This is a genomic window from Metabacillus kandeliae (assembly GCF_021166585.1).
In the GTDB taxonomy this organism is placed as follows: Bacteria; Bacillota; Bacilli; order Bacillales; family Bacillaceae; genus Metabacillus_B; species Metabacillus_B kandeliae.
Window position 1 is genome coordinate 137540 of the sequence record NZ_JAJOZE010000006.1, and the last position, 18474, is coordinate 156013.

At 44.9% G+C, this 18474-nt stretch carries 16 protein-coding genes and 1 riboswitch; of the genes, 7 read left to right on the forward strand and 9 right to left on the reverse strand.

The window, feature by feature from the left end:
• Position 1 precedes the first annotated feature (1 nt).
• The 5 genes from LRR81_RS14210 to LRR81_RS14230 all read right to left on the reverse strand — a co-directional run bounded on the left by LRR81_RS14210 (position 2) and on the right by LRR81_RS14230 (position 5887).
• The gene (locus tag LRR81_RS14210; protein ID WP_231790042.1) at positions 2–1957 is read right to left on the reverse strand and encodes an ABC transporter permease; all 1956 of its coding nucleotides are present in this window, start codon (positions 1955–1957) and stop codon (positions 2–4) included.
• Positions 1947–2708, reverse strand: coding sequence for an ABC transporter ATP-binding protein (locus tag LRR81_RS14215; RefSeq protein ID WP_231790043.1), 762 nt, complete (start codon positions 2706–2708; stop codon positions 1947–1949). The genes LRR81_RS14210 and LRR81_RS14215 overlap by 11 nt, the downstream gene beginning before the upstream one ends.
• 103 nt (positions 2709–2811) lie before the next feature.
• Positions 2812–3816, reverse strand: a complete 1005-nt coding sequence (locus tag LRR81_RS14220) for a sensor histidine kinase (protein ID WP_231790044.1) — start codon at positions 3814–3816, stop codon at positions 2812–2814.
• Positions 3813–4502 carry a response regulator transcription factor gene (locus tag LRR81_RS14225; RefSeq protein ID WP_231790045.1) on the reverse strand — a complete coding sequence of 230 codons (690 nt, stop codon included), beginning with the start codon at positions 4500–4502 and terminating at the stop codon, positions 3813–3815. Before LRR81_RS14225 ends, LRR81_RS14220 begins: the two co-directional genes overlap by 4 nt.
• 416 nt (positions 4503–4918) lie before the next feature.
• The gene (locus tag LRR81_RS14230) at positions 4919–5887 is read right to left on the reverse strand and encodes a nuclease-related domain-containing protein (protein ID WP_231790046.1); all 969 of its coding nucleotides are present in this window, start codon (positions 5885–5887) and stop codon (positions 4919–4921) included.
• Positions 5888–6875: 988 nt separating this feature from the next.
• On the opposite strand from LRR81_RS14230, the gene LRR81_RS14235 reads away from it, so the two are divergent.
• The 4 genes from LRR81_RS14235 (at position 6876) to mmuM (ending at position 11015) form a co-directional block, all read left to right on the forward strand.
• Positions 6876–7154: an ArsR/SmtB family transcription factor gene (locus LRR81_RS14235; RefSeq protein ID WP_231790047.1), complete on the forward strand. Its 279-nt coding sequence runs from the start codon at positions 6876–6878 to the stop codon at positions 7152–7154.
• Between the two features lie 68 nt (positions 7155–7222).
• Positions 7223–8413, forward strand: coding sequence for an MFS transporter (locus LRR81_RS14240; RefSeq protein WP_231790048.1), 1191 nt, complete (start codon positions 7223–7225; stop codon positions 8411–8413).
• A 50-nt stretch (positions 8414–8463) separates the two neighbouring features.
• Positions 8464–8569: riboswitch (SAM riboswitch) on the forward strand.
• 78 nt (positions 8570–8647) lie between these two features.
• Complete coding sequence (mmuP, locus tag LRR81_RS14245) at positions 8648–10051, forward strand: S-methylmethionine permease (protein WP_231790049.1); 1404 nt, start codon at positions 8648–8650, stop codon at positions 10049–10051.
• Positions 10026–11015 (forward strand): homocysteine S-methyltransferase, encoded by a 990-nt coding sequence (mmuM, locus tag LRR81_RS14250; protein ID WP_231790050.1) that lies wholly within the window; start codon positions 10026–10028, stop codon positions 11013–11015. The genes mmuP and mmuM overlap by 26 nt, the downstream gene beginning before the upstream one ends.
• Here mmuM and LRR81_RS14255 read toward each other — a convergent pair.
• The 4 genes from LRR81_RS14255 to LRR81_RS14270 all read right to left on the reverse strand — a co-directional run bounded on the left by LRR81_RS14255 (position 10970) and on the right by LRR81_RS14270 (position 13941).
• A complete protein-coding gene (locus LRR81_RS14255) occupies positions 10970–12157 on the reverse strand; it encodes an iron-containing alcohol dehydrogenase (protein ID WP_231790051.1) in 1188 nt (395 codons plus the stop codon). The genes mmuM and LRR81_RS14255 overlap by 46 nt on opposite strands.
• Before the next feature lie 90 nt (positions 12158–12247).
• The gene (locus tag LRR81_RS14260) at positions 12248–12781 is read right to left on the reverse strand and encodes an NAD(P)H-dependent oxidoreductase (protein WP_231790052.1); all 534 of its coding nucleotides are present in this window, start codon (positions 12779–12781) and stop codon (positions 12248–12250) included.
• Positions 12782–12805: 24 nt separating this feature from the next.
• Entirely contained in the window at positions 12806–13453 is a 648-nt protein-coding gene (locus tag LRR81_RS14265) for an SDR family NAD(P)-dependent oxidoreductase (RefSeq protein ID WP_231790053.1), read from the reverse strand.
• 53 nt (positions 13454–13506) lie between these two features.
• Positions 13507–13941, reverse strand: a complete 435-nt coding sequence (locus LRR81_RS14270; protein ID WP_231790054.1) for a MarR family winged helix-turn-helix transcriptional regulator — start codon at positions 13939–13941, stop codon at positions 13507–13509.
• A 141-nt stretch (positions 13942–14082) separates the two neighbouring features.
• On the opposite strand from LRR81_RS14270, the gene LRR81_RS14275 reads away from it, so the two are divergent.
• From LRR81_RS14275 to htpG, 3 genes are all read left to right on the forward strand, one after another.
• Complete coding sequence (locus LRR81_RS14275; RefSeq protein ID WP_231790055.1) at positions 14083–14646, forward strand: beta-class carbonic anhydrase; 564 nt, start codon at positions 14083–14085, stop codon at positions 14644–14646.
• Between the two features lie 120 nt (positions 14647–14766).
• Positions 14767–16467 carry a methyl-accepting chemotaxis protein gene (locus tag LRR81_RS14280; RefSeq protein ID WP_231790056.1) on the forward strand — a complete coding sequence of 567 codons (1701 nt, stop codon included), beginning with the start codon at positions 14767–14769 and terminating at the stop codon, positions 16465–16467.
• Between the two features lie 132 nt (positions 16468–16599).
• Complete coding sequence (gene htpG / locus LRR81_RS14285) at positions 16600–18474, forward strand: molecular chaperone HtpG (RefSeq protein ID WP_231790057.1); 1875 nt, start codon at positions 16600–16602, stop codon at positions 18472–18474.

The window sequence follows — 18474 nt, forward strand, 5'->3', positions numbered from 1 at the left end:
CTTATAACGCTTCTTTAATTACTTTTTTATAATAAAACACAGACAAAATGCCAAAGATGGAATAGAGAGCAGTATACAATACCATAACGATAATCGTCGGCGTCCAAAGCTCCTTGCCAAACAGAAACCAGCCGGATTGGACAGCGAAGTAGCTGTGAAGCAGACCGACAACAAGCGGAATCCCAAAGTTAAAGAGCTGTTTTGCCTGAATGCCTATCAGCAAATCACTTTGTGTAAAGCCAAGCTTTCTAAGAATCGTATAATTTGGTTTTTCTTCCTCACTTTCATTCATCTGTTTGAAGTAGAGAATACAGCCTGAAGTAATCAGGAAGGTGAGGCCAAGAAAGCCTACGATGAACATGGTGAGGCCCATGGTTTTCTTTTGTTCGGACGCTTCATGATAAAAGGAAAAATTTCCGTTTTCCAATTTTAAATGAAGGCCTTGAAAGACCATGTCCGCTTTTTTTAGATCGGCGCCATTTTTCATATTGATGCTGATGGATAGGGAGCTTTTCTTTTGAAGATTAGGGTTCAGGTCGTTTTTTAGTTTTTCAAAAACCGTATGATCTACAATAGCCTGCGGCAGTCCGCCGCTTGTAAAGTAGGCGGAGACCAAATTGTTTTTTTCAAGACCAAGATATTTTTGCGGAATGGAAGCAGTTTTTCCCTTCCACTCAATCGTACCGGAATCTTTAAAGCCTAAAAACCGCTGCAGCAAATCACTGTATCCTGTGAAATAGGTTTCCTCTGGCGCGACGTCTCTGCCGCCCGTTTCCTTTTCGTCCAGCACAGAAATTCCCATTACATTGGAGTTGAATTTCGGATTAGCATAGTTTTGAGCGTTTGATTTCAAAATATCTTTAACATTGGCATCTACTTGAAGCACGTGAAGCCTTTTTTCAGTATAGGGCAGCCCTTTACCGTCCAGTGCCGCTTTAAACTTTTCCGCATCCTTGGCATTGGTCATGGCAAAGTCCGCCGCTGTGAAAGTCCACGCTGTTTTATCACCAGAGTAATAGGAGATGTAGCTCAAAGACAGCAAGGCAAGGGCCATGGCGGATACCGTTGTGATAATAGTTAACAGAAGCGCATTTGACTTCATTCGGAACATAATGGACGAAAGCGAGAGAACCTGGTTGATGTCCAAGTACCCTTTCTTGCGATTTCGGAGGAAATTCAAAATGAAACGAATGGAACCCTTGTAGAATAGATACGTTCCAATAATTACTGCGCCGAGAATAAAGATCATTGCGCCAAATAGAGTTGGAGTAGAAGTAAAGCTGCCGCCGAACAATTTGGAAGAAACAAAGTAGCCGGAACCAATCAGAATCATCCCGAGAACGCCGATCACGATTTCAAATAAGGAAATCCGCTTTACTTTTCCCTCTGTCATCGAAGTTACGCGGAACAAGGCTAGAATCGTCTGCCTTTTAATAAATGTGTAATTCATCAGCATAATCAGCAGGTAAATCACCAGGAAGACAATGACTGTCTGAAGAAGCGCCTGTGCAGAAAAATGCAGGCTGGCAATTGCTTCTACGCCTGTTACTCTAAATAAAATCATGAGGATCAGCTTGGAAACGGCAAAGCCGGCAAAAACCCCAATAACGAGGGAACCGAAATACAGCATGAAGTTCTCAGCGGTCAGCATCCTGAAAATCCGGTTTTTTGTTAAACCAATCAGCTGAAATAACCCGATTTCCTTGCTGCGCCGCCTAATAAAAATATTGTTTGCATAGAGAAGAAAGACAGCTACAATGGCAACAAGAAGAATGGAAGCAGCCTGTATGCCTGCCGCCCCTTTGATTGAGCCTTTCACACCGTCCATGGTTGGGTCATATTGGAGCGTTACAAAGGAAAAATACAAGGCAGTGCTGAAAACAAGCGCGAATACATACAAGTAATAATTCTTTAAATTCTTCAGCAGGTTCCGGAAAATCAGCTGATTAATGCTCATGCTGCACACCGCCAAGGACGCCCTGCGTCTTCATAATATCTTTGAAAAAATCTGTTCTCGTCTGCTCGCCTTTGTACAACTGACTGTATATCTGCCCATCTTTGATGAAAATGACCCGGCTGCAGTAGCTGGCAGCAACAGGGTCGTGTGTGACCATCACGATCGTCGCTTTTCTTTTTTCATTTAATTCACTGAGCTTATTCAATAAATCTGAGGCCGATTTTGAATCAAGGGCGCCGGTCGGCTCATCGGCAAAGATCATGCTTGGTTCATGGATAAAAGCCCTTGCCGCAGAGGTCCGCTGCTTCTGCCCGCCGGAAATTTCATTCGGATATTTGTCTTTAATTTCGTAGATGCCAAGCTGTTTTGCCAGATCGCTGAATTTAGAATCAGCCACTGGGGCAGGGGTTTTGGTAATGGAGAGCGGCAGCAGGATATTTTCCTTAACCGTCAGGGTGTCGAGCAGATTGTACTCCTGAAAAATGAAGCCGAGATGCGTTTTTCTAAACTCCGCAAGCTGCTTTTCTTTCATGCCGGTAATTTCTTTTCCATCAATGGTAATCTTTCCGGAATTAATGCGGTCAATGGAGGAAAGAACATTCAATAAAGTTGTTTTCCCAGACCCTGAAGCCCCCATGATGCTGACAAATTCACCTTTTTCAAAACGGAAATCAAGTCCTTTAAGCACCTCTTGCTTGTTAAACTTGTTTCCATAGCTTTTAAATAGCTGTGAAGCCTCTAAAATGGTCATCGCAATCGCCCCTTAGCCTTAGTTGATAGCTTTATTATAAAATCGGAAGTTTGCCATTTCATTCGATTCCCCGAACAAACAGAGAAAGCATGTGACATTTTTGTCACATGCTTGTGATCCGGACAAAATCATTCCGTACCGGAAAGATAAGGGTGAAAGAAGATCCCTTGCCAGCCAGAGAATGAACAGCAATCTGAATGGACAGAGAGTCGGCTGCCTTTTTAGCAAGGTATAGCCCCATCCCTGTTGCGGCTTGATTTTGATGCTCAGCTGTCGACGTGAAGCCCTTCTCAAAAATGCGCGGCAAGTCGTGTGCGGAAATGCCTCTTCCTTGATCGGAAATCTCAAGATACGCCTGTCCATTCTGAAGCCCGCTCTTAATTACAATGTCATCGTACAAGCTGTATTTTACCGCATTTGTTAGCAGCTGACGGATGATAAAGGAAAGCCATTTGGCATCGCTCAGCACTTCCTCTGTTTTCAGATCCAGATCAAACCCAATTCCCTTTTGAATGCACCAAGACTGAAGCGTTTTAATTTCTTCAAAAATAAGATCCTCTAATTGGATTTTCTCGATGTATAGATCGTTTTCCATTGCGGAAATCCGCTTTTGGTGAAGCTGCTGATCCAAAAGCAAGTGGATTCTAAGCCACTCATAGGTCAATTCCTTTTTCAACGGCTCATTTTTCATCCGGTCAATCATGAGATGCATAGCTGTCAAAGGCGTTTTGACCTCGTGAATCCAGGAAAGCAGCTCATCCTTTTCCGCTGTCAGCGATGCCTGGCTTTTCATCGCATGCGCCTTTAAACCCGTCGTCTGGCTCTTCAAGCTTTCTTCTGCAATCCGTTCAAACGGAGAATTCGCTCTCTCCATACCATGGACATCCAAATTGTACTCCCATTCCTTCAAGCTTCGATAAAATCTGGTTTCTCTTTGATAGCGAATGAATAAAAAAAGAACAAAGATGATGGTGAACAAAAAGATTATATAGAGAATAGAGCTGATGGGAATCGCTGCATCCACATAAGACACAAACAGCAGGAACAGCTGAAAAAACAGGAATAGCCCAATCCAGCTCATCCTCTCCCTTAAAAAACTCCTGATCATGGCGAGCCTTCTTCTAGGGCGATGTAGCCCTGCCCAACCTTTGTCTCAATATACTGTCCAAGCCCGATTTCCTCCAGGCGCTTTCTCAGCCTGTTCACATTGACCGTCAGCGTATTGTCGCTGATGAACCGTTTATCATCCCAGAGATTTGAGATCAGCTGATCCCGGCTCACAATCTTATTTTTTCCCTCAATCAAAAGCTTTAGAATGAACGTTTCATTCTTCGTCAGTTCTACTGAACCTGCTTCATTTGACACCGTGTTGCTCTCAAAATCCACTGCAGCGCCGCACCATGATTTCAGCTCTTTTACCTCTTGGTTGTAATTATAAACCCGCCGCAGAATCGCCTGAATCTTCGCAATCAGCACATCAAAATGAAAAGGCTTCTGGACAAAATCATCCGCTCCAAACTGCACCGACATCACAATATCTGAAGGATGATCCCGCGAAGACAAAAAAATAATCGGCACATTTGAATGGGACCGGATCATCCGGCACCAATGAAAACCATCATACTTCGGAAGCTGGATATCAATGATCACCAGATCCGGCTGAATCTCCCCAAACTCCTGGTAAACTTTGCTGAAATCCGTGATTCCGTATACCTCGTATGACCACTGGGATAGCCGGTCTTTGATCTCGTTAAAGAGGGAGACATCGTCCTCAATTAATTGAATTTTGAACATAGATTTCACCTGCGATTCTTGGTATCTATGATTAGTTTAGCGGAAGTTGGGGTGGTTGGACAATGCTGGAAGGAGTCATAGGGCTACAAACAGGTTCTGAACTGCACAATTCGTGCAGCTTTCTAAATAGTGCCGAGAACATTCTTTTTACAAAGGGAAAACCTGGTTTTCGGACCCAGCACAAAGCCATATTCCCGAACCAAGGCTATATATTTCCGAATGGGGGAGAGAAATTCCCGAACGCGGCTGTTATATCCCCGAAAGTAGCCCATATTTTCCCGAACGGAAGGTTACAGTTCGCGTATCTTCGGTTTCCGTGCCATCCTTCAAATGTATTTTCCCAAATAATGCTGCTAAAAGCTCAAAATTTTCAAGTCTGTTAATCTAATTAAAACATGTCTCCAGATCGCCTTTTCTTATAGGTTATTTCTCAAATAGACACGACTCTTTCTTGCATTTACATGTTTAAGCCCTGAGGCAGATAATAAATTGAACGCCATTGTTTTAGAGTGAATATTTAAAAACGAACGGAACTCTTTATTGGAGATGGCTGGGGAATTGGTGAGAAGAAAATAATCCTCGAGCGATGATAAATAGGCTTTTTCTGACTGCCGTGTGCATTCCCTGCAGACCCACTTGCCATGAATTCTGTTCATAGGGAGAGCGAGACAGCTGGGGCAATAGACCCCGGTGCTGCAATCCGAAAGTTTAAGCTGATACTGCTCCAGCACAGGCTTTAACTTGATGGTATGGTTTTTTTGTAGCAGCCGCGAAAGCCTGCGAATAGAAGTCTGCTCTAATAAAGGGGATCTTTGTATCAGAAGAAGCTCATTGATGCGGTCACAAATTACAGCAGAATGGACAATCTTTTTGTAAAAAGATTGGTTAAAAGTCACCATTTTTATCAAAGTAGACGGACTGCTGATCACAACCAAGAATTCTAATGGGATATCGTTAAAATACTTTGTTGCCAGCCACTGCTGCAGCTGTTTCTTATGCCGTGCAGCTTGAAGAAAGGGATCAGGAAAAGCCTCCTCTTTTTCACCAATTCTTCTAATGAGCTGATGAAAGTTCTGGTCAAAAACCAACGTGCCGGAAATGTTTTTCACCTCTAATATCAAGATGAAATTGGCGTGGAGGATAAGGGTGTCCATCTGGAAGAAATGAGAAGCAGAGGGAAGGCGGAGGTCGTGAAGAATAAAAAACTCTTTTTCAGGAAGGAAGCTTAAATGATAATCAATAGATTTCTCACCGTTGTATCCAGCCGTATACCTGGCCAAATCAGCTTCAATCTGTGATCGTTTCCGATGCTGGGCAGGAAGCCGTCTTAATAATGCCTCCAGTTGAAGCATCACAGTAGGTTTTGTTCGCTCTTTAATGATCAATATACCACCTCATTTTCTTTTTCATTTACCCCTTTCTCCCTAAATCGACAGAACCCTGCTAAATATGCAAAGTTGTATTTTGAAGAACGGGAAAAAAAGGAAGTGCATGGAATCTAGTAACGCCATTTTACAAAGGGAAAACTTGCTTTTCGAACTCACCACAATGCCATATTCCCGAATCAAGTTCTTATTTTCCCGAACGGCCGGTTACAAGAACCCCACTCAGTTTCTGAGCAAACACAGAACTTGCTGCCATTTTGTATGTTGCCCAAACTGCCACCGCCATTTTACAAAGGGAAAACCTGCTTTTCGAACTCGGCACAATGCCATACTCCCGAATCAAGCCCTCATTTTCCCAAATGGCAGAGGGAAATTCCCGAAACCGGCTCTTATATTCCCGAAAGCAGCCCTTAATTTCCCGGACGGCAGGTTACAAAGAACCCCACCCAGTTTCTGAGCAAACCCAGTACTTGCTTCCACTTTGTATGTTGCCCAAATCGCCATTTAACAAAGGGAAAACCTGCCTTTCGAACACGGCACAAAGCCATATTCCCGAATCAAGGCCTCATTTTCCCAAATGGCAGAGGGAAATTCCCGAAACCGGCCCTTATATTCTCGAAAGCAGCCAATATTTTCCCGAACGGCCGGTTACAAACAACCCACCCAGTTTCTGAGCAAGCCCTGAATGTGCAGCCACTTTGTATGTGCCCAAACCGCCATTTTACAAAGGGAAAACCTGGTTTTCGGACCCAGCACAAAGCCATATTCCCGAACCAAGGCTTCATTTTCCCGAATGGCAGAGGGAAATTCCCGAAACCGGCTCTTATATTCCCGAAAGGAGCCAATATTTTCCCGAACTGCCGGAAACAAAGAACCCAACAAGGTATCTGAGCAATCCCCCACCCATTTACACAAAAAAAAATATATGGTATCTTATATTTCGATGGATATCGAAATTGAAGCACCACCGCGGAAAGGATCTGTAACCATGGTTGAAAATCCAGAAATGCAGCAGGCAGTCAAGATTTACAAAGCCCTTGGGGAGCCGACGCGCCTCCGCATTGCCATGCTGCTGAAAGAAGAAAGCAATCAATGCTGCTCAGCGCTTGGAAAAAAATTAGATACAGTTGCCATTTCCACCCTCTCACACCATCTGAAGCAAATGGCTGATTCAGGCCTGCTGACTTCCCGTAAGGAAGGCACCTTTATTTACTACAGCCTGGATCAGGAAGTGGCTGAGAAATTTGCTCCGTACTTGCTGAAATAAATTTTTTTCGCTCTAATTTCGATATTTGTAGAAATATAAAAATAAAAGAAAAGAGGCGTCATGCTCATATGGAATCTGCATGGAGGATTTATATCCTGGCTTTTATCAGTTTTTTAGTCGGAACGTCGCAAAACATTATTACGGGAATTCTAGACCAGATTGCAAGCAGCCTTCATATTACAGTTTATACAGCGGGGCAGCTTATTACGGTGTATTCCCTGGTGTATGCGATCGGGACGCCGGTTCTTATTGCATTGACAGCGAAATGGGATAGACGAAAGCTGATTCTTTCCGGACTTGCTGTTTTTACCGCTGCCAATCTATTGATTTATCTTCTGCCAGGGTTTGAATGGTTTCTTGCTGCAAGGATCGTGATGGCCCTTGGTGCGGGGACAGTTGTTGTGACAGCGCTCAGCATGGCTGCGAAAATTGCCCCTCCCGGGAAGCAGGCGAGCTCAATAGCCACAGTGATCATGGGCTTTACAGCGTCTCTTATTATTGGGGTGCCAATCGGAAGAATCGTTTCTTCAGCTTTAGGCTGGAAAACTGTGTTTTTAGGAATTGTGATTGTAGGGATCATCGGCATGTTGGTCGTTGCTCTTACGATTCCCCGTGTGAAAGGAGATGCGCCTGTTCCTCTTGTGAGACAAATAAGTCTTCTAAAGTCTCCAAAGGTTGCGCTGGGTCTTGCGATCACCTTTTTGTGGTGCGGCGGCTATTCGATTGCGTATACTTACATCTCTCCTTATCTTCTGGAAGTAAAAGGAATGAATGGGGGGCTGATCAGCAGCGCTCTTCTCGCATTTGGAATTGCCAGCCTGATCGGATCCAAGCTTGGCGGGTACAGCACGGATAAAAAGGGGATTTCTTTTACGCTGCTCAGCGGGATGCTGCTTCACATTGTGTCTCTCATTCTCCTATCCATTTCAGGGCACTCCATTTTAGCTGTCCTTGGGTTTCTTGTTTTATGGTCCTTTTCCGCTTGGACAACAGGTCCGACACAGCAATTTAACTTGGTTTCTCTCAAGCCCGAAGCTTCAAGCGTCATGCTCAGCCTGAACCAATCAACGATGCAGCTCGCCATGGCGGCCGGAGCTGCCCTTGGCGGCGTAGCTGCAGGAAGCGTGTCTCTTTCTTCTGTAACTTGGTTTGGAGCTGCTGGTGTTGCACTCGCTGCTGGTGCGGTTCTGCTCCTTTCCCGTATGCAGGCAGGCAGTACACCTGTCAGCAAAGCAGCAAAAAATCAGCCTGCAAATTAAAACGGACATTGACATCCATTTGCTAGATTGGTAAAGTAGTAAAAAAATATTTCTTATCCAGAGAGGTGGAGGGACTGGCCCTTTGAAGCCTCAGCAGCAGGTCTTTTTTAAGATACTGTGCTAACTCCAGCGGGTGAAGAGCCCGATAGATAAGTGATTCATTTATTTGTCGGCAGCGCACTCTTAAGGGGTGCGTTTTTTGTTTTTTCTGGGTGGAAAAGAAGGAGAGCTGACATGGGAACGAAACACGAGTTTCAAAGAAACATGCAGGCGAGGCACGTTATTATGCTTTCGCTTGGAGGGGTAATATGGACAGGATTGTTTCTAAGCACAGGCTACACCATTCAGCAGGCAGGCCCCTTTGGCACGATTGTCTCATATTTGGTAGGGGCTCTGGCTGTTTATCTTGTCATGCTTTGTTTAGGCGAGCTTTCCGTACATATGCCGGAAACAGGCTCTTTTCATACGTATGCAGCGAAGTATATCGGACCCGGAACTGGTTATACGGTAGCCTGGCTGTACTGGCTGACCTGGACGGTTGCGCTCGGATCGGAATTCACAGCAGCCGGGCTTCTGATGCAGCGGTGGTTTCCTTTTGTCAGTGTCTGGATCTGGAGTGCGATGTTTGCTGCCTTGATTTTTGGATTAAATGCGGTTACGATACGATTTTTTGCCGAGTCTGAGTTCTGGTTTTCTTCTGTGAAGGTGCTGGCAATCGTCATTTTCGTTATCTTGGGAGCGGGTGCCATGTTCGGATTAATTCCTCTTGCCCATAGTGAGCCGGCCCCGTTTTTCTCAAATTTGACAAGCGGAGGTCTTTTTCCAAACGGGGCTTTTGCCGTTGTCATGACAATGCTTGCCGTGAATTTTGCTTATTCGGGTACCGAACTGATTGGTGTTGCAGCAGGAGAAACAGCTGATCCTCAAAAAAACATACCGCTTGCGATCCGGACGACGCTCTTTAGACTGATTCTCTTTTTCATCGGCACGATTGTGATCTTGTCAGCCCTGCTGCCAATGTCAGATGCAGGAGTATTAAAAAGCCCCTTTGTTGCCGTTTTTGAAAGAATCGGTCTTCCTTATGCAGCGGACCTCATGAACTTTGTGATTTTGACAGCAATCCTATCAGCGGCCAACTCCGGTCTTTATGCATCTTCCAGAATGCTGTGGTCGCTTGCTGATAAGAAAACCATTCCTGCCCTTTTTGGAAAAGTGACAAAGAAAGGGATCCCGCTGAATGCGGTTATATTCAGTATGATTGGCGGCTGTCTGGCCCTGTTATCCAGTGTTATTGCGCCGGATACTGTGTACACAGTACTCGTTTCCATCTCAGGCCTTGCTGTAGTTGCTGTCTGGATGAGCATCAGCGCCTCCCACTATTTTTTCCGTAAGAGGTTTGTGAATGAAGGGAATGACATAAAGAAGCTAGCCTATAAAGCGCCGCTCTATCCTTTTGTCCCGATTGCCTCTTTCTTGCTGTGCCTTGCCTCTGTCATCGGCATTGCTTTTGATCCGACGCAGCGGATTGCTTTGTACTGCGGAGTGCCGTTTATTTTACTATGCTATGCGGGCTATTATTTACCGAAACTATGGAAGAAAAGAGGAGAAAGCTATGCAGCAGAAAACCAATCCCATTGAACGGATGGTGGAAGAATACAAAGTCCTGATTCTCGACGGGGCGCTGGCAACAGAGCTGGAAAAGCATGGCTGCAGCCTTGATGATCCCCTTTGGTCTGCAAAGGTGCTGCTTGAAAATCCTGATGTCATTTACCGGGTGCATAAAGATTACTTTGAAGCCGGGGCAGATTGCGCCATCACAGCCAGCTATCAGGCAACAGAAGAAGGATTTTTGAAAAAAGGCATTGGAAGAGAAGAAGCGATCAGCTTAATCAAAAAAACAGTAGAGCTCGCAAAAGAAGCGAGGGATGAGGTTTGGAGAAAGAGTGATTCAGAACGCCCGAAGCCGCTTGTCGCAGGATCAGTCGGACCATATGGCGCTTACTTGGCTGATGGCTCTGAATATACAGGGGACTACGATGTTACACGTGAAACATTAATTTCGTTCCATCGGTCAAGAATACAAGCGCTCATTGAGGCGGGAGCCGACGTCCTGGCGTTTGAAACGATTCCTTCTTTTCAGGAGGCGGAAGTTTTATTATCTTTGCTTGAGGACTTCCCTGATATGTATGCCTGGCTTTCCTTCTCTCTAAAGAACGGACAGCAAATCAGCGATGGAACGGAGCTTGCCAAATGTGCAGAAGCTTTCGGCAAACACGTCCAGATTGCCTCCATCGGAGTAAACTGCGCACCGGCCGATGCTGCAGCAAAGGCAATTCAGCTGCTTGGAAAGCATACGCAAAAGCCCCTCATCATCTATCCCAATTCCGGTGAGTCTTATGACGCCACGACCAAAACATGGGATGGGAACAGCTCTTGCGCAGAAATCAGCGGGCAGTCAGCCTCCTGGTTTGAAGCAGGGGCGCGCCTAATCGGAGGCTGCTGCCGCACCAATTCAGATCAAATTAAACAGCTGGCAGAGAAATGGCGTTCGTTTAGTCAAATAGAAACCGGTTCTGCTGCCTTACCGCTAAAAGCAGATTGATAGATTGTGAGAATATCTTTTATCTCTAAAGCAAGAGGGCTCCGAGCAAGGAGCCGTTTTTGCTTTTCAGCATCCTTTGCAAGCAGGGGCAATGCGCCTTCTGTAACACCGAATTCCGCCAGAGTTGAAGGAATCCCCACATCCTCCACAAGCCTTTTCAGATCTTTCACACATTGATAGGATGCTTCTTCTTCTGATAAAAAGGCAGAATGTGTGCCAAGGGCATTTAAGATATCGGCCATTCGTTTCTGGCAGGATTTTCGGATGTATTCCATCACATATGGCAGCAGAACTGCATTGGAGTCTCCATGGGCAATGTGAAACTGGCCGCCGAGCGGATAGGCGAGAGCGTGAACGCCTGCAACGCCGGCGTTGAAAAAGGCGAGACCTGCCATAAAGCTGCCATGGCTCATGTCCGTCCTCGCTTCTTTGTTATTTCCGTCCTTTACAGCTTTTCGAAGAGAACGGCTGATCAAGCGGATGGCCTGCAGGGCAAGTCCGTCTGTCACGGGTGACGCATTAATGGAAACGTAAGCTTCTACTGCATGGGTCAAAGCATCAATGCCGGTGGCAGCTGTCACCTTTGGCGGCACAGAGAGGGTCAGTTCAGGATCAACGATTGCTGCATCTGCCAGCAGAAAGTCGTGTGCCACAACATCCTTTGTGCTTGCAAGGGATAGAACGGAAATATTGGTTACTTCTGAGCCGGTTCCAGCCGTTGTAGGGATTAAAATTTTCGGCAGTCCTTTTCTTTCAATCTGCTTTGTACCCGTCAAATTCAAATAGTCAGCGGCATTGCCTTCATGTACCGCAAGAACAGCGGCAAGCTTTGCCAAGTCAAGGGCGCTTCCTCCGCCAAGTTCGATGACCAAATCAAATTGCCCTTCTTTTGCAAAGGAAACAAGCTTTTCGCCTGTTTCCAAAGGAGGCTCAGGAACAATATCTGTGTAAAGTGATACATCATAGCCAGCTTGGGATAAAGGACTGGTCACTTTGTCTGTGAGTCCGATTTGTTTCAGCATTGGGTCAGTCACAGCGAGAATCCGCTTGGGGGCATGTTTTTCAACTTCAGGGAGCAGCTCTTTTAACGAGCCCCAGCCTGTATAGCTTAGCGGGGCAAACACTAATTTTGACGTATTCACAGAAATTTCTCCTCCTTAAAATAAGCGCTTACAACTCTCATTTTAAGGAAAAGCCGCCAGACAAGAAAGAAAAAAGGATGAGACAAAAGCTCATCCTTTCAAATCTGGATTCTGAACATAGGCAGCATACGCTTCAGCACTTTCTTCAAGCATTTCCTCTGTGACAGTACGTACACCCTGCAGCAGGAAGGATGGAAGAAGCGTCATGCCGGTCAAATTTGCCGTTGCCTGGAAAGGAAGAGTCAGAGCTTTCATCTCAAACTTGTTATAGCCGCCTTCCTTGTACGCTTCAGCAGGTCCGCCGGTAGAAATAGCGAGAAGCAGCTCTTTTCCGTGAAGCGCCGTTCCATTTGATCCGTAGGCAAAACCGTATTCCAAAACAGCATCCTGCCATTGCTTCAACAATGCAGGAGAGCTGTACCAATAGAACGGAAACTGAAACACAATACGGTCATGATCCAGCAGGAGCTGCTGTTCCTTTTTTACATCAATGTTGAAGTCAGGATAAGCTTTATAAAGATCATGCACGGTGACATTTTCTTCTTTTTGAATACGGTTCAGCCATGCCTTGTTTACTTTGGATTGCCCAAGGTTTGGGTGGGCAGCGATAATGAGTGTTTTCATGAGGTTTTTCTCCTTTAGTGTTTGTTATTTTTCTTCAAAAATCAGTTCATGTGTGTTTCTATCTTCAGCCATTTTGTAAAAAGCCTCTCCAATATGATCAGGCGAGTAATAAGTGTCCTCCTGTACAAAGCCTTTTACAATAAGAGTGCCAACATAGATCCCTTGCTCTTTCAGCTCCTGATGGAGGGTATGGGAAAGGCTCCTGATTCCTGCTTTACCGATGGAAAGTGAGGCGAGATCGGCAGCAGGATGGATAGCAAGGCCGCCTCCTGTTAAAAGGACGGCTCCTCCATCCAAATGGGGAAGGGCTTCCTTCACACTTGTCAGGGCACCTGCCACACTTATTTTAAAGTCATTCATCAGATTTTCGGCAGTCAGGGACGTCGGCTTACCAGGCTTGCCGGCTGCCGCATTATATAAAAGCACATCCACTCTGCCAAGCTCGCGGATGGCAGCCTGTATGGCCGCTTTAAGGCTTTCTTCCGAGGAAGCATCCCCTTCAAAGCCTTTTGCTGCAATGCCTTCGCTTTTTAATTCATTTTCATACTGCAGCAAGGCTTCTTTTCGCCTGGCGATCAAAGCAATTTTATAGCCGTTCCGGCCAAATTTTTTCGCAGCTCCAAGACTGATTCCAGGTCCAGCCCCAACAATAATCATTCCTTTTTCAGCCAATAAAAACCCTCCCGCTTAATCATTTGTATATGCAAATGAAAGAGTAAAAAAATTTATTTCCCTTTCTCCAGCTTATTGCTTGCTTCATGCAGCATTTTGCTTAAATCAAGACTGAACTCACGGCCAAGAATATCGGAATAGCGGCTGAAAAACTCCTTTAAAGATGTTCGGAACTCTTCATAAACCTCTTCGCCTTTCTCTGTGAGCGAAATATAGGTCTGCTTGCCGTTCATTTTCCGGTTCACGAGCTGATTTTTTTCCAGCTTATCGATGAACCTTGTGCTTGTTGATGGCGCTATGGAGAGCTTTTGGCATAATTCCTTCTGGGTAATATCCGGGTGATAGTGAACCACAAGGATCATGTAGAGATAGGAAGGTGCCAAGTCGCCAAAATCAAACGTCTCTTCAGCCAGCTTCGTAATATTCCGTGCAAAGCGGCTTGCTGTGAAGTACAGGCAATGGATAATCAGCTGTTCTTCTTCATTCATTTTCCAACCCTCATTTCATTTGCATATACAAATTAACATGCCGGCTGCTCTTTCGTCAACTAAAATCTCTCTTCATCATGAAATGGACAGAACATGGTATGATATGAGAGATGGTTTAATTTTTATGAAGGAGTGAGTGAAGTGGAAAGACTGCTTGATCAAGTTTTAAGCTTTAATGAATCGTTTGTTGAGCAAAAGCAATATGAACCTTACATAACATCAAAATTTCCTAACAAAAAATTTGTCATCCTTACTTGCATGGATACAAGGCTGCTTGAGCTTTTGCCTGCAAGCATGAATGTGAAAAACGGCGATGTCAAAATTATTAAGTCTGCCGGCGGCGTTGTATCAACTGCTTTCGGTGGCATTATGCGAAGCATCCTTGTTGCTATTTATGAGCTTGGTGCAGATGAAGTATTCGTCATCGGGCATTATGATTGCGGCATGAGCAGCATTGATCCTGAAAAAATGATGGCGAAGTTTACAGAGCGAGGCATACCTAAAGACACCATTAATGTACTGGAGCATTCAGGCCTTGATATTAAAAAATGGCTGAAAGGCTTTGATGATGTTTCGGAATCGGTTAAAGGCAGCGTCGAGCTGATTCGCAACCACCCGCTTGTGCCGAATATTCCTATTCACGGGCTTGTAATTGACCCTGAAACAGGAAGACTTGATCTTGTTGAAGAAGGTTATAAAAAATAATTGGAGCAGAGAGAAGAAATCTTAGGATTTCTTCTCTTTTTTATTAACATATTTGAAAAATTTTCCGATAATAGTTATAAATACCTATATAGAAAGATTGGATGAGGAGACACGGGGGATATGAAGTTTACTATTCGAAAAAAGCTGGTTGGAAGCTTCATGCTCGTCATTGCTTTGCTGATCGCTGTAAGCGCTATCGCATTGACAAGGATGGGGGGCATGGGAATGAAAACAAGAGAGATTGATGAAAACCGGATGCCTGGAGTCATTATTCTCGGAGAGCTTAATGGCGATGTGTCAGATGTTCAAAGGCTCGTTTTGCGTTCCATCGTTGAAAAGGATATCAGCAACATGACAGGCTTTGAGTCTCAGCTGTTCAAATTAAACGTAAAAGTTCACGAGCAGATGCTGAAGTACAAAGCATTGATTTCAGATGAGCAGGAAAAAGCCATGTATAATTCATTCGAGAAAAATTATAACAGCTATTTTCAGCAGCTGCCGGCTATCATCAAGCTCACTAAAGCGAACAAAGATGAAGAAGCGATTGCGGCCCATGCTTCCGCTACGCCTTTCTGGGAAAATGCAAACAACAGCATAACAGAGCTCGTCAGGCTGAATCAGCAAGGCGCAAAAAAGGCAACATCAGAATCCTTTCAGCTTTATTCCACAGGCTCCATGCTGATCACTATTCTTTCTATTATTGCTGTTGCGGCAGGGATCATCATTGCTGTCAGTATTTCGCTTGTCATATCAAGACCTCTCATTAGACTAAACAAGGCTGCCGAGGAAATTGCGTCAGGAAATCTTTCTTCGGAAGATATTGTGATTCGAAATAAAGATGAAATCGGGGGGCTTGCCGCTTCCTTTAATTTAATGACTAAAAACCTGAGAAGCATTATCCAGCAGGTAGGAACAGCAGCCGACCAGGTTGCCGCCTCTTCTGAACAGCTGACTGCAAGTGCTGCACAATCCGGTACTTCAGCCGAACAAGTCGCCTTCACCATGCAGGAGATGGCTGGCGGTGTAGAAAGCCAAGTGCAGAACGTTGAAGCAGCCAATCAAAATATCCAGAGAATGTCTTCTGGGGTTGATCAAATTGAAACCAGCGCTGTGAAAGCATTCCAGCAGGCAACAGATACAGCAGGCAAAGCGTCCGAAGGCGAATCAGCCATTGAAAAGGCTGTCGGCCAAATGAATTCCATCGGCCAGACAGTCAATGGTCTCGGCACCTCTGTAAGAGGGCTTGGAGCCCGTTCAGCCGAAATTGGCCAGATCATTGAAGTCATTACCGGCATTTCGGAACAGACAAACCTGCTTGCCCTGAATGCTGCAATTGAAGCAGCGCGTGCCGGTGAACACGGACGCGGCTTTGCAGTAGTAGCAAACGAAGTCAGAAAACTTGCCGAGCAGACAGCCAATTCAGCCCAGCAAATATCAGGACTGATTTCCTCCATCCAGGATGAGACCAGGCAGGCGGTCGGGACAATGGAGGATGCGGTAAAAGAAGTGGCAGACGGAATCGGTGTTATTCATACAGCCGGCGAGTCTTTTACAATGATTAAAGAGTCCGTTAATGAAGTGAAAGGGCAAATTCAGGAAGTCTCTGAAGCAGTTCACCAAATGGCAGCCGGCACAAGGAAAATGGTCAGCGCCGTGAACGAGATCGCAGAAGCTGCGGAAATGTCTTCTGCAGGAACCCAGCAGGTTGCCTCAGCATCAGAAGAGCAGCTCGCCTCAATGGAAGAAATCTCAGTCTCCGCTCAGTCACTCACTGAAATGGCTGATGAACTGCAAACCCTGATTGCCCAGTTTAAAGTGTAGGCCGGATCCCCTTTTTTAATAGGGGATTTTTTCAGCTCTGTTGACACCTATTCCAGAATGTGTTATTAAATTAGTGGTTAGCACTCTAAATGATAGAGTGCTAAAAAGATAGATGAGAGGAGAAATTTACTAATGGAAAAAAAGCAGTTTCAAGCAGAATCCAAGCGCCTTTTGGAAATGATGATCAACTCGATTTATTCCCAAAAAGAAATTTTTCTAAGAGAGCTGATTTCGAACGCAAGCGATGCCATTGATAAAATTTACTATAAAGCCCTGACAGATGACAGCCTCTCTTTTAACAAAGACAGCTACTACATAAAAATTACGCCTGATAAAGAAAGCCGAACGTTGAAAATTACAGATACAGGCATCGGGATGACAAAGGATGAACTGGAAACAAACCTCGGAACCATTGCGAAAAGCGGATCCCTGGCATTTAAAGCAGACAACGAACTGAAGGACGGCCATGACATTATTGGGCAATTCGGTGTCGGCTTCTACTCTGCTTTCATGGCTGCCGACTCTGTTACCGTCATTTCAAAAGCACTTAACAGCGAACAAGGCTTCAAATGGGAATCTCACAATGCGGACGGCTATACGATTGAGCCTTTTGAAAAAGCAGAAGTCGGTACGGAAATTCTCCTTAAAATTAAAGAAAACACAGAAGACGAGAACTATGATGAATTTCTCGATGAATACCGTTTAAAAGCCATTATTAAGAAGTATTCAGATTTTATCCGCTACCCGATCAAAATGGATGCAATGGTCAGCACGCCGAAAGAGGGCAGCGAGGAACTCGAGGAAACATCAGAAGAACAAACGATCAACAGTATGGTTCCGATCTGGAGAAAAAATAAGAATGAACTGACAGATGAAGATTACAGCAGCTTCTATGCTGAAAAACATTACGGCTTTGACAAACCGCTGAAGCACATCCATATCAGTGTTGACGGCACAGTCCGATACAATGCGATCCTGTTCATTCCGGAACAAATGCCGTACGACTACTACTCAAAAGAATTTGAAAAAGGCCTTGAGCTGTACTCCAGCGGCGTTCTGATTATGGAAAAATGCGGCGATCTGCTGCCTGACTATTTCAGCTTTGTCAAAGGAATGGTTGATTCAGAAGACCTTTCTCTCAACATCTCCCGCGAAATTCTTCAGCAGGACAAGCAGCTGAAATTTATCGCGAAAAACATTAAAAACAAAATCAAGCGCGAGCTCGAAAGCCTGCTGAAGGAAGACCGCGAAAAATACGAAAAATTCTTCAGCGCGTTCGGCCGCCAGCTGAAATACGGCGTATACAGCGACTTTGGCGCACACAAGGAAGACCTGCAGAATCTCTTGATGTTCCACTCATCCAAAGAGAAAAAGCTCGTCACACTTGATGAATACATCTCCAGAATGCCGGAAGACCAAAAATACATTTACTATGCTTCAGGCGAAAGCTATGAACGCATCGAAAAACTGCCGCAAACAGAAGCCGTTGCGGAAGAAGGCTATGAAATTCTCTACTTCACAGACGAGGTAGATGAATTTGCCATCAAAATGCTCATGAACTACAAAGAAAAAGAATTCCGTTCCGTCTCAAGCAGCGACCTTGGCATTGAGCCAAAGGAAAAAGACAGCAATAAAGAAGAAGATGCTGCAAACACTGAACTCTTTGATGCCATGAAAGAAATTCTGAAAGGCAAAGTAAAGGATGTCCGCGTCTCAAAGAGGCTTAAATCCTATCCAGTCTGCTTCTCAACGGAAGGAGAAGTATCGATTGAAATGGAAAAAATTCTGAGCGCCATGCCAAACAGCCAGAACGTCCAAGCTGAGAAAATCCTTGAAATCAACACAGACCACGAGGTATTCCAATCGCTCAAATCAGCTTTAGGAAAAGACCAGGAAAAGCTCAGCCTCTATACAAACCTGCTTTACAACCAGGCTCTGCTGATCGAAGGACTGCCTGTCGGCGACCCTGTGGAATTCACAAACGACATCTGCAAAATTATGGTATAA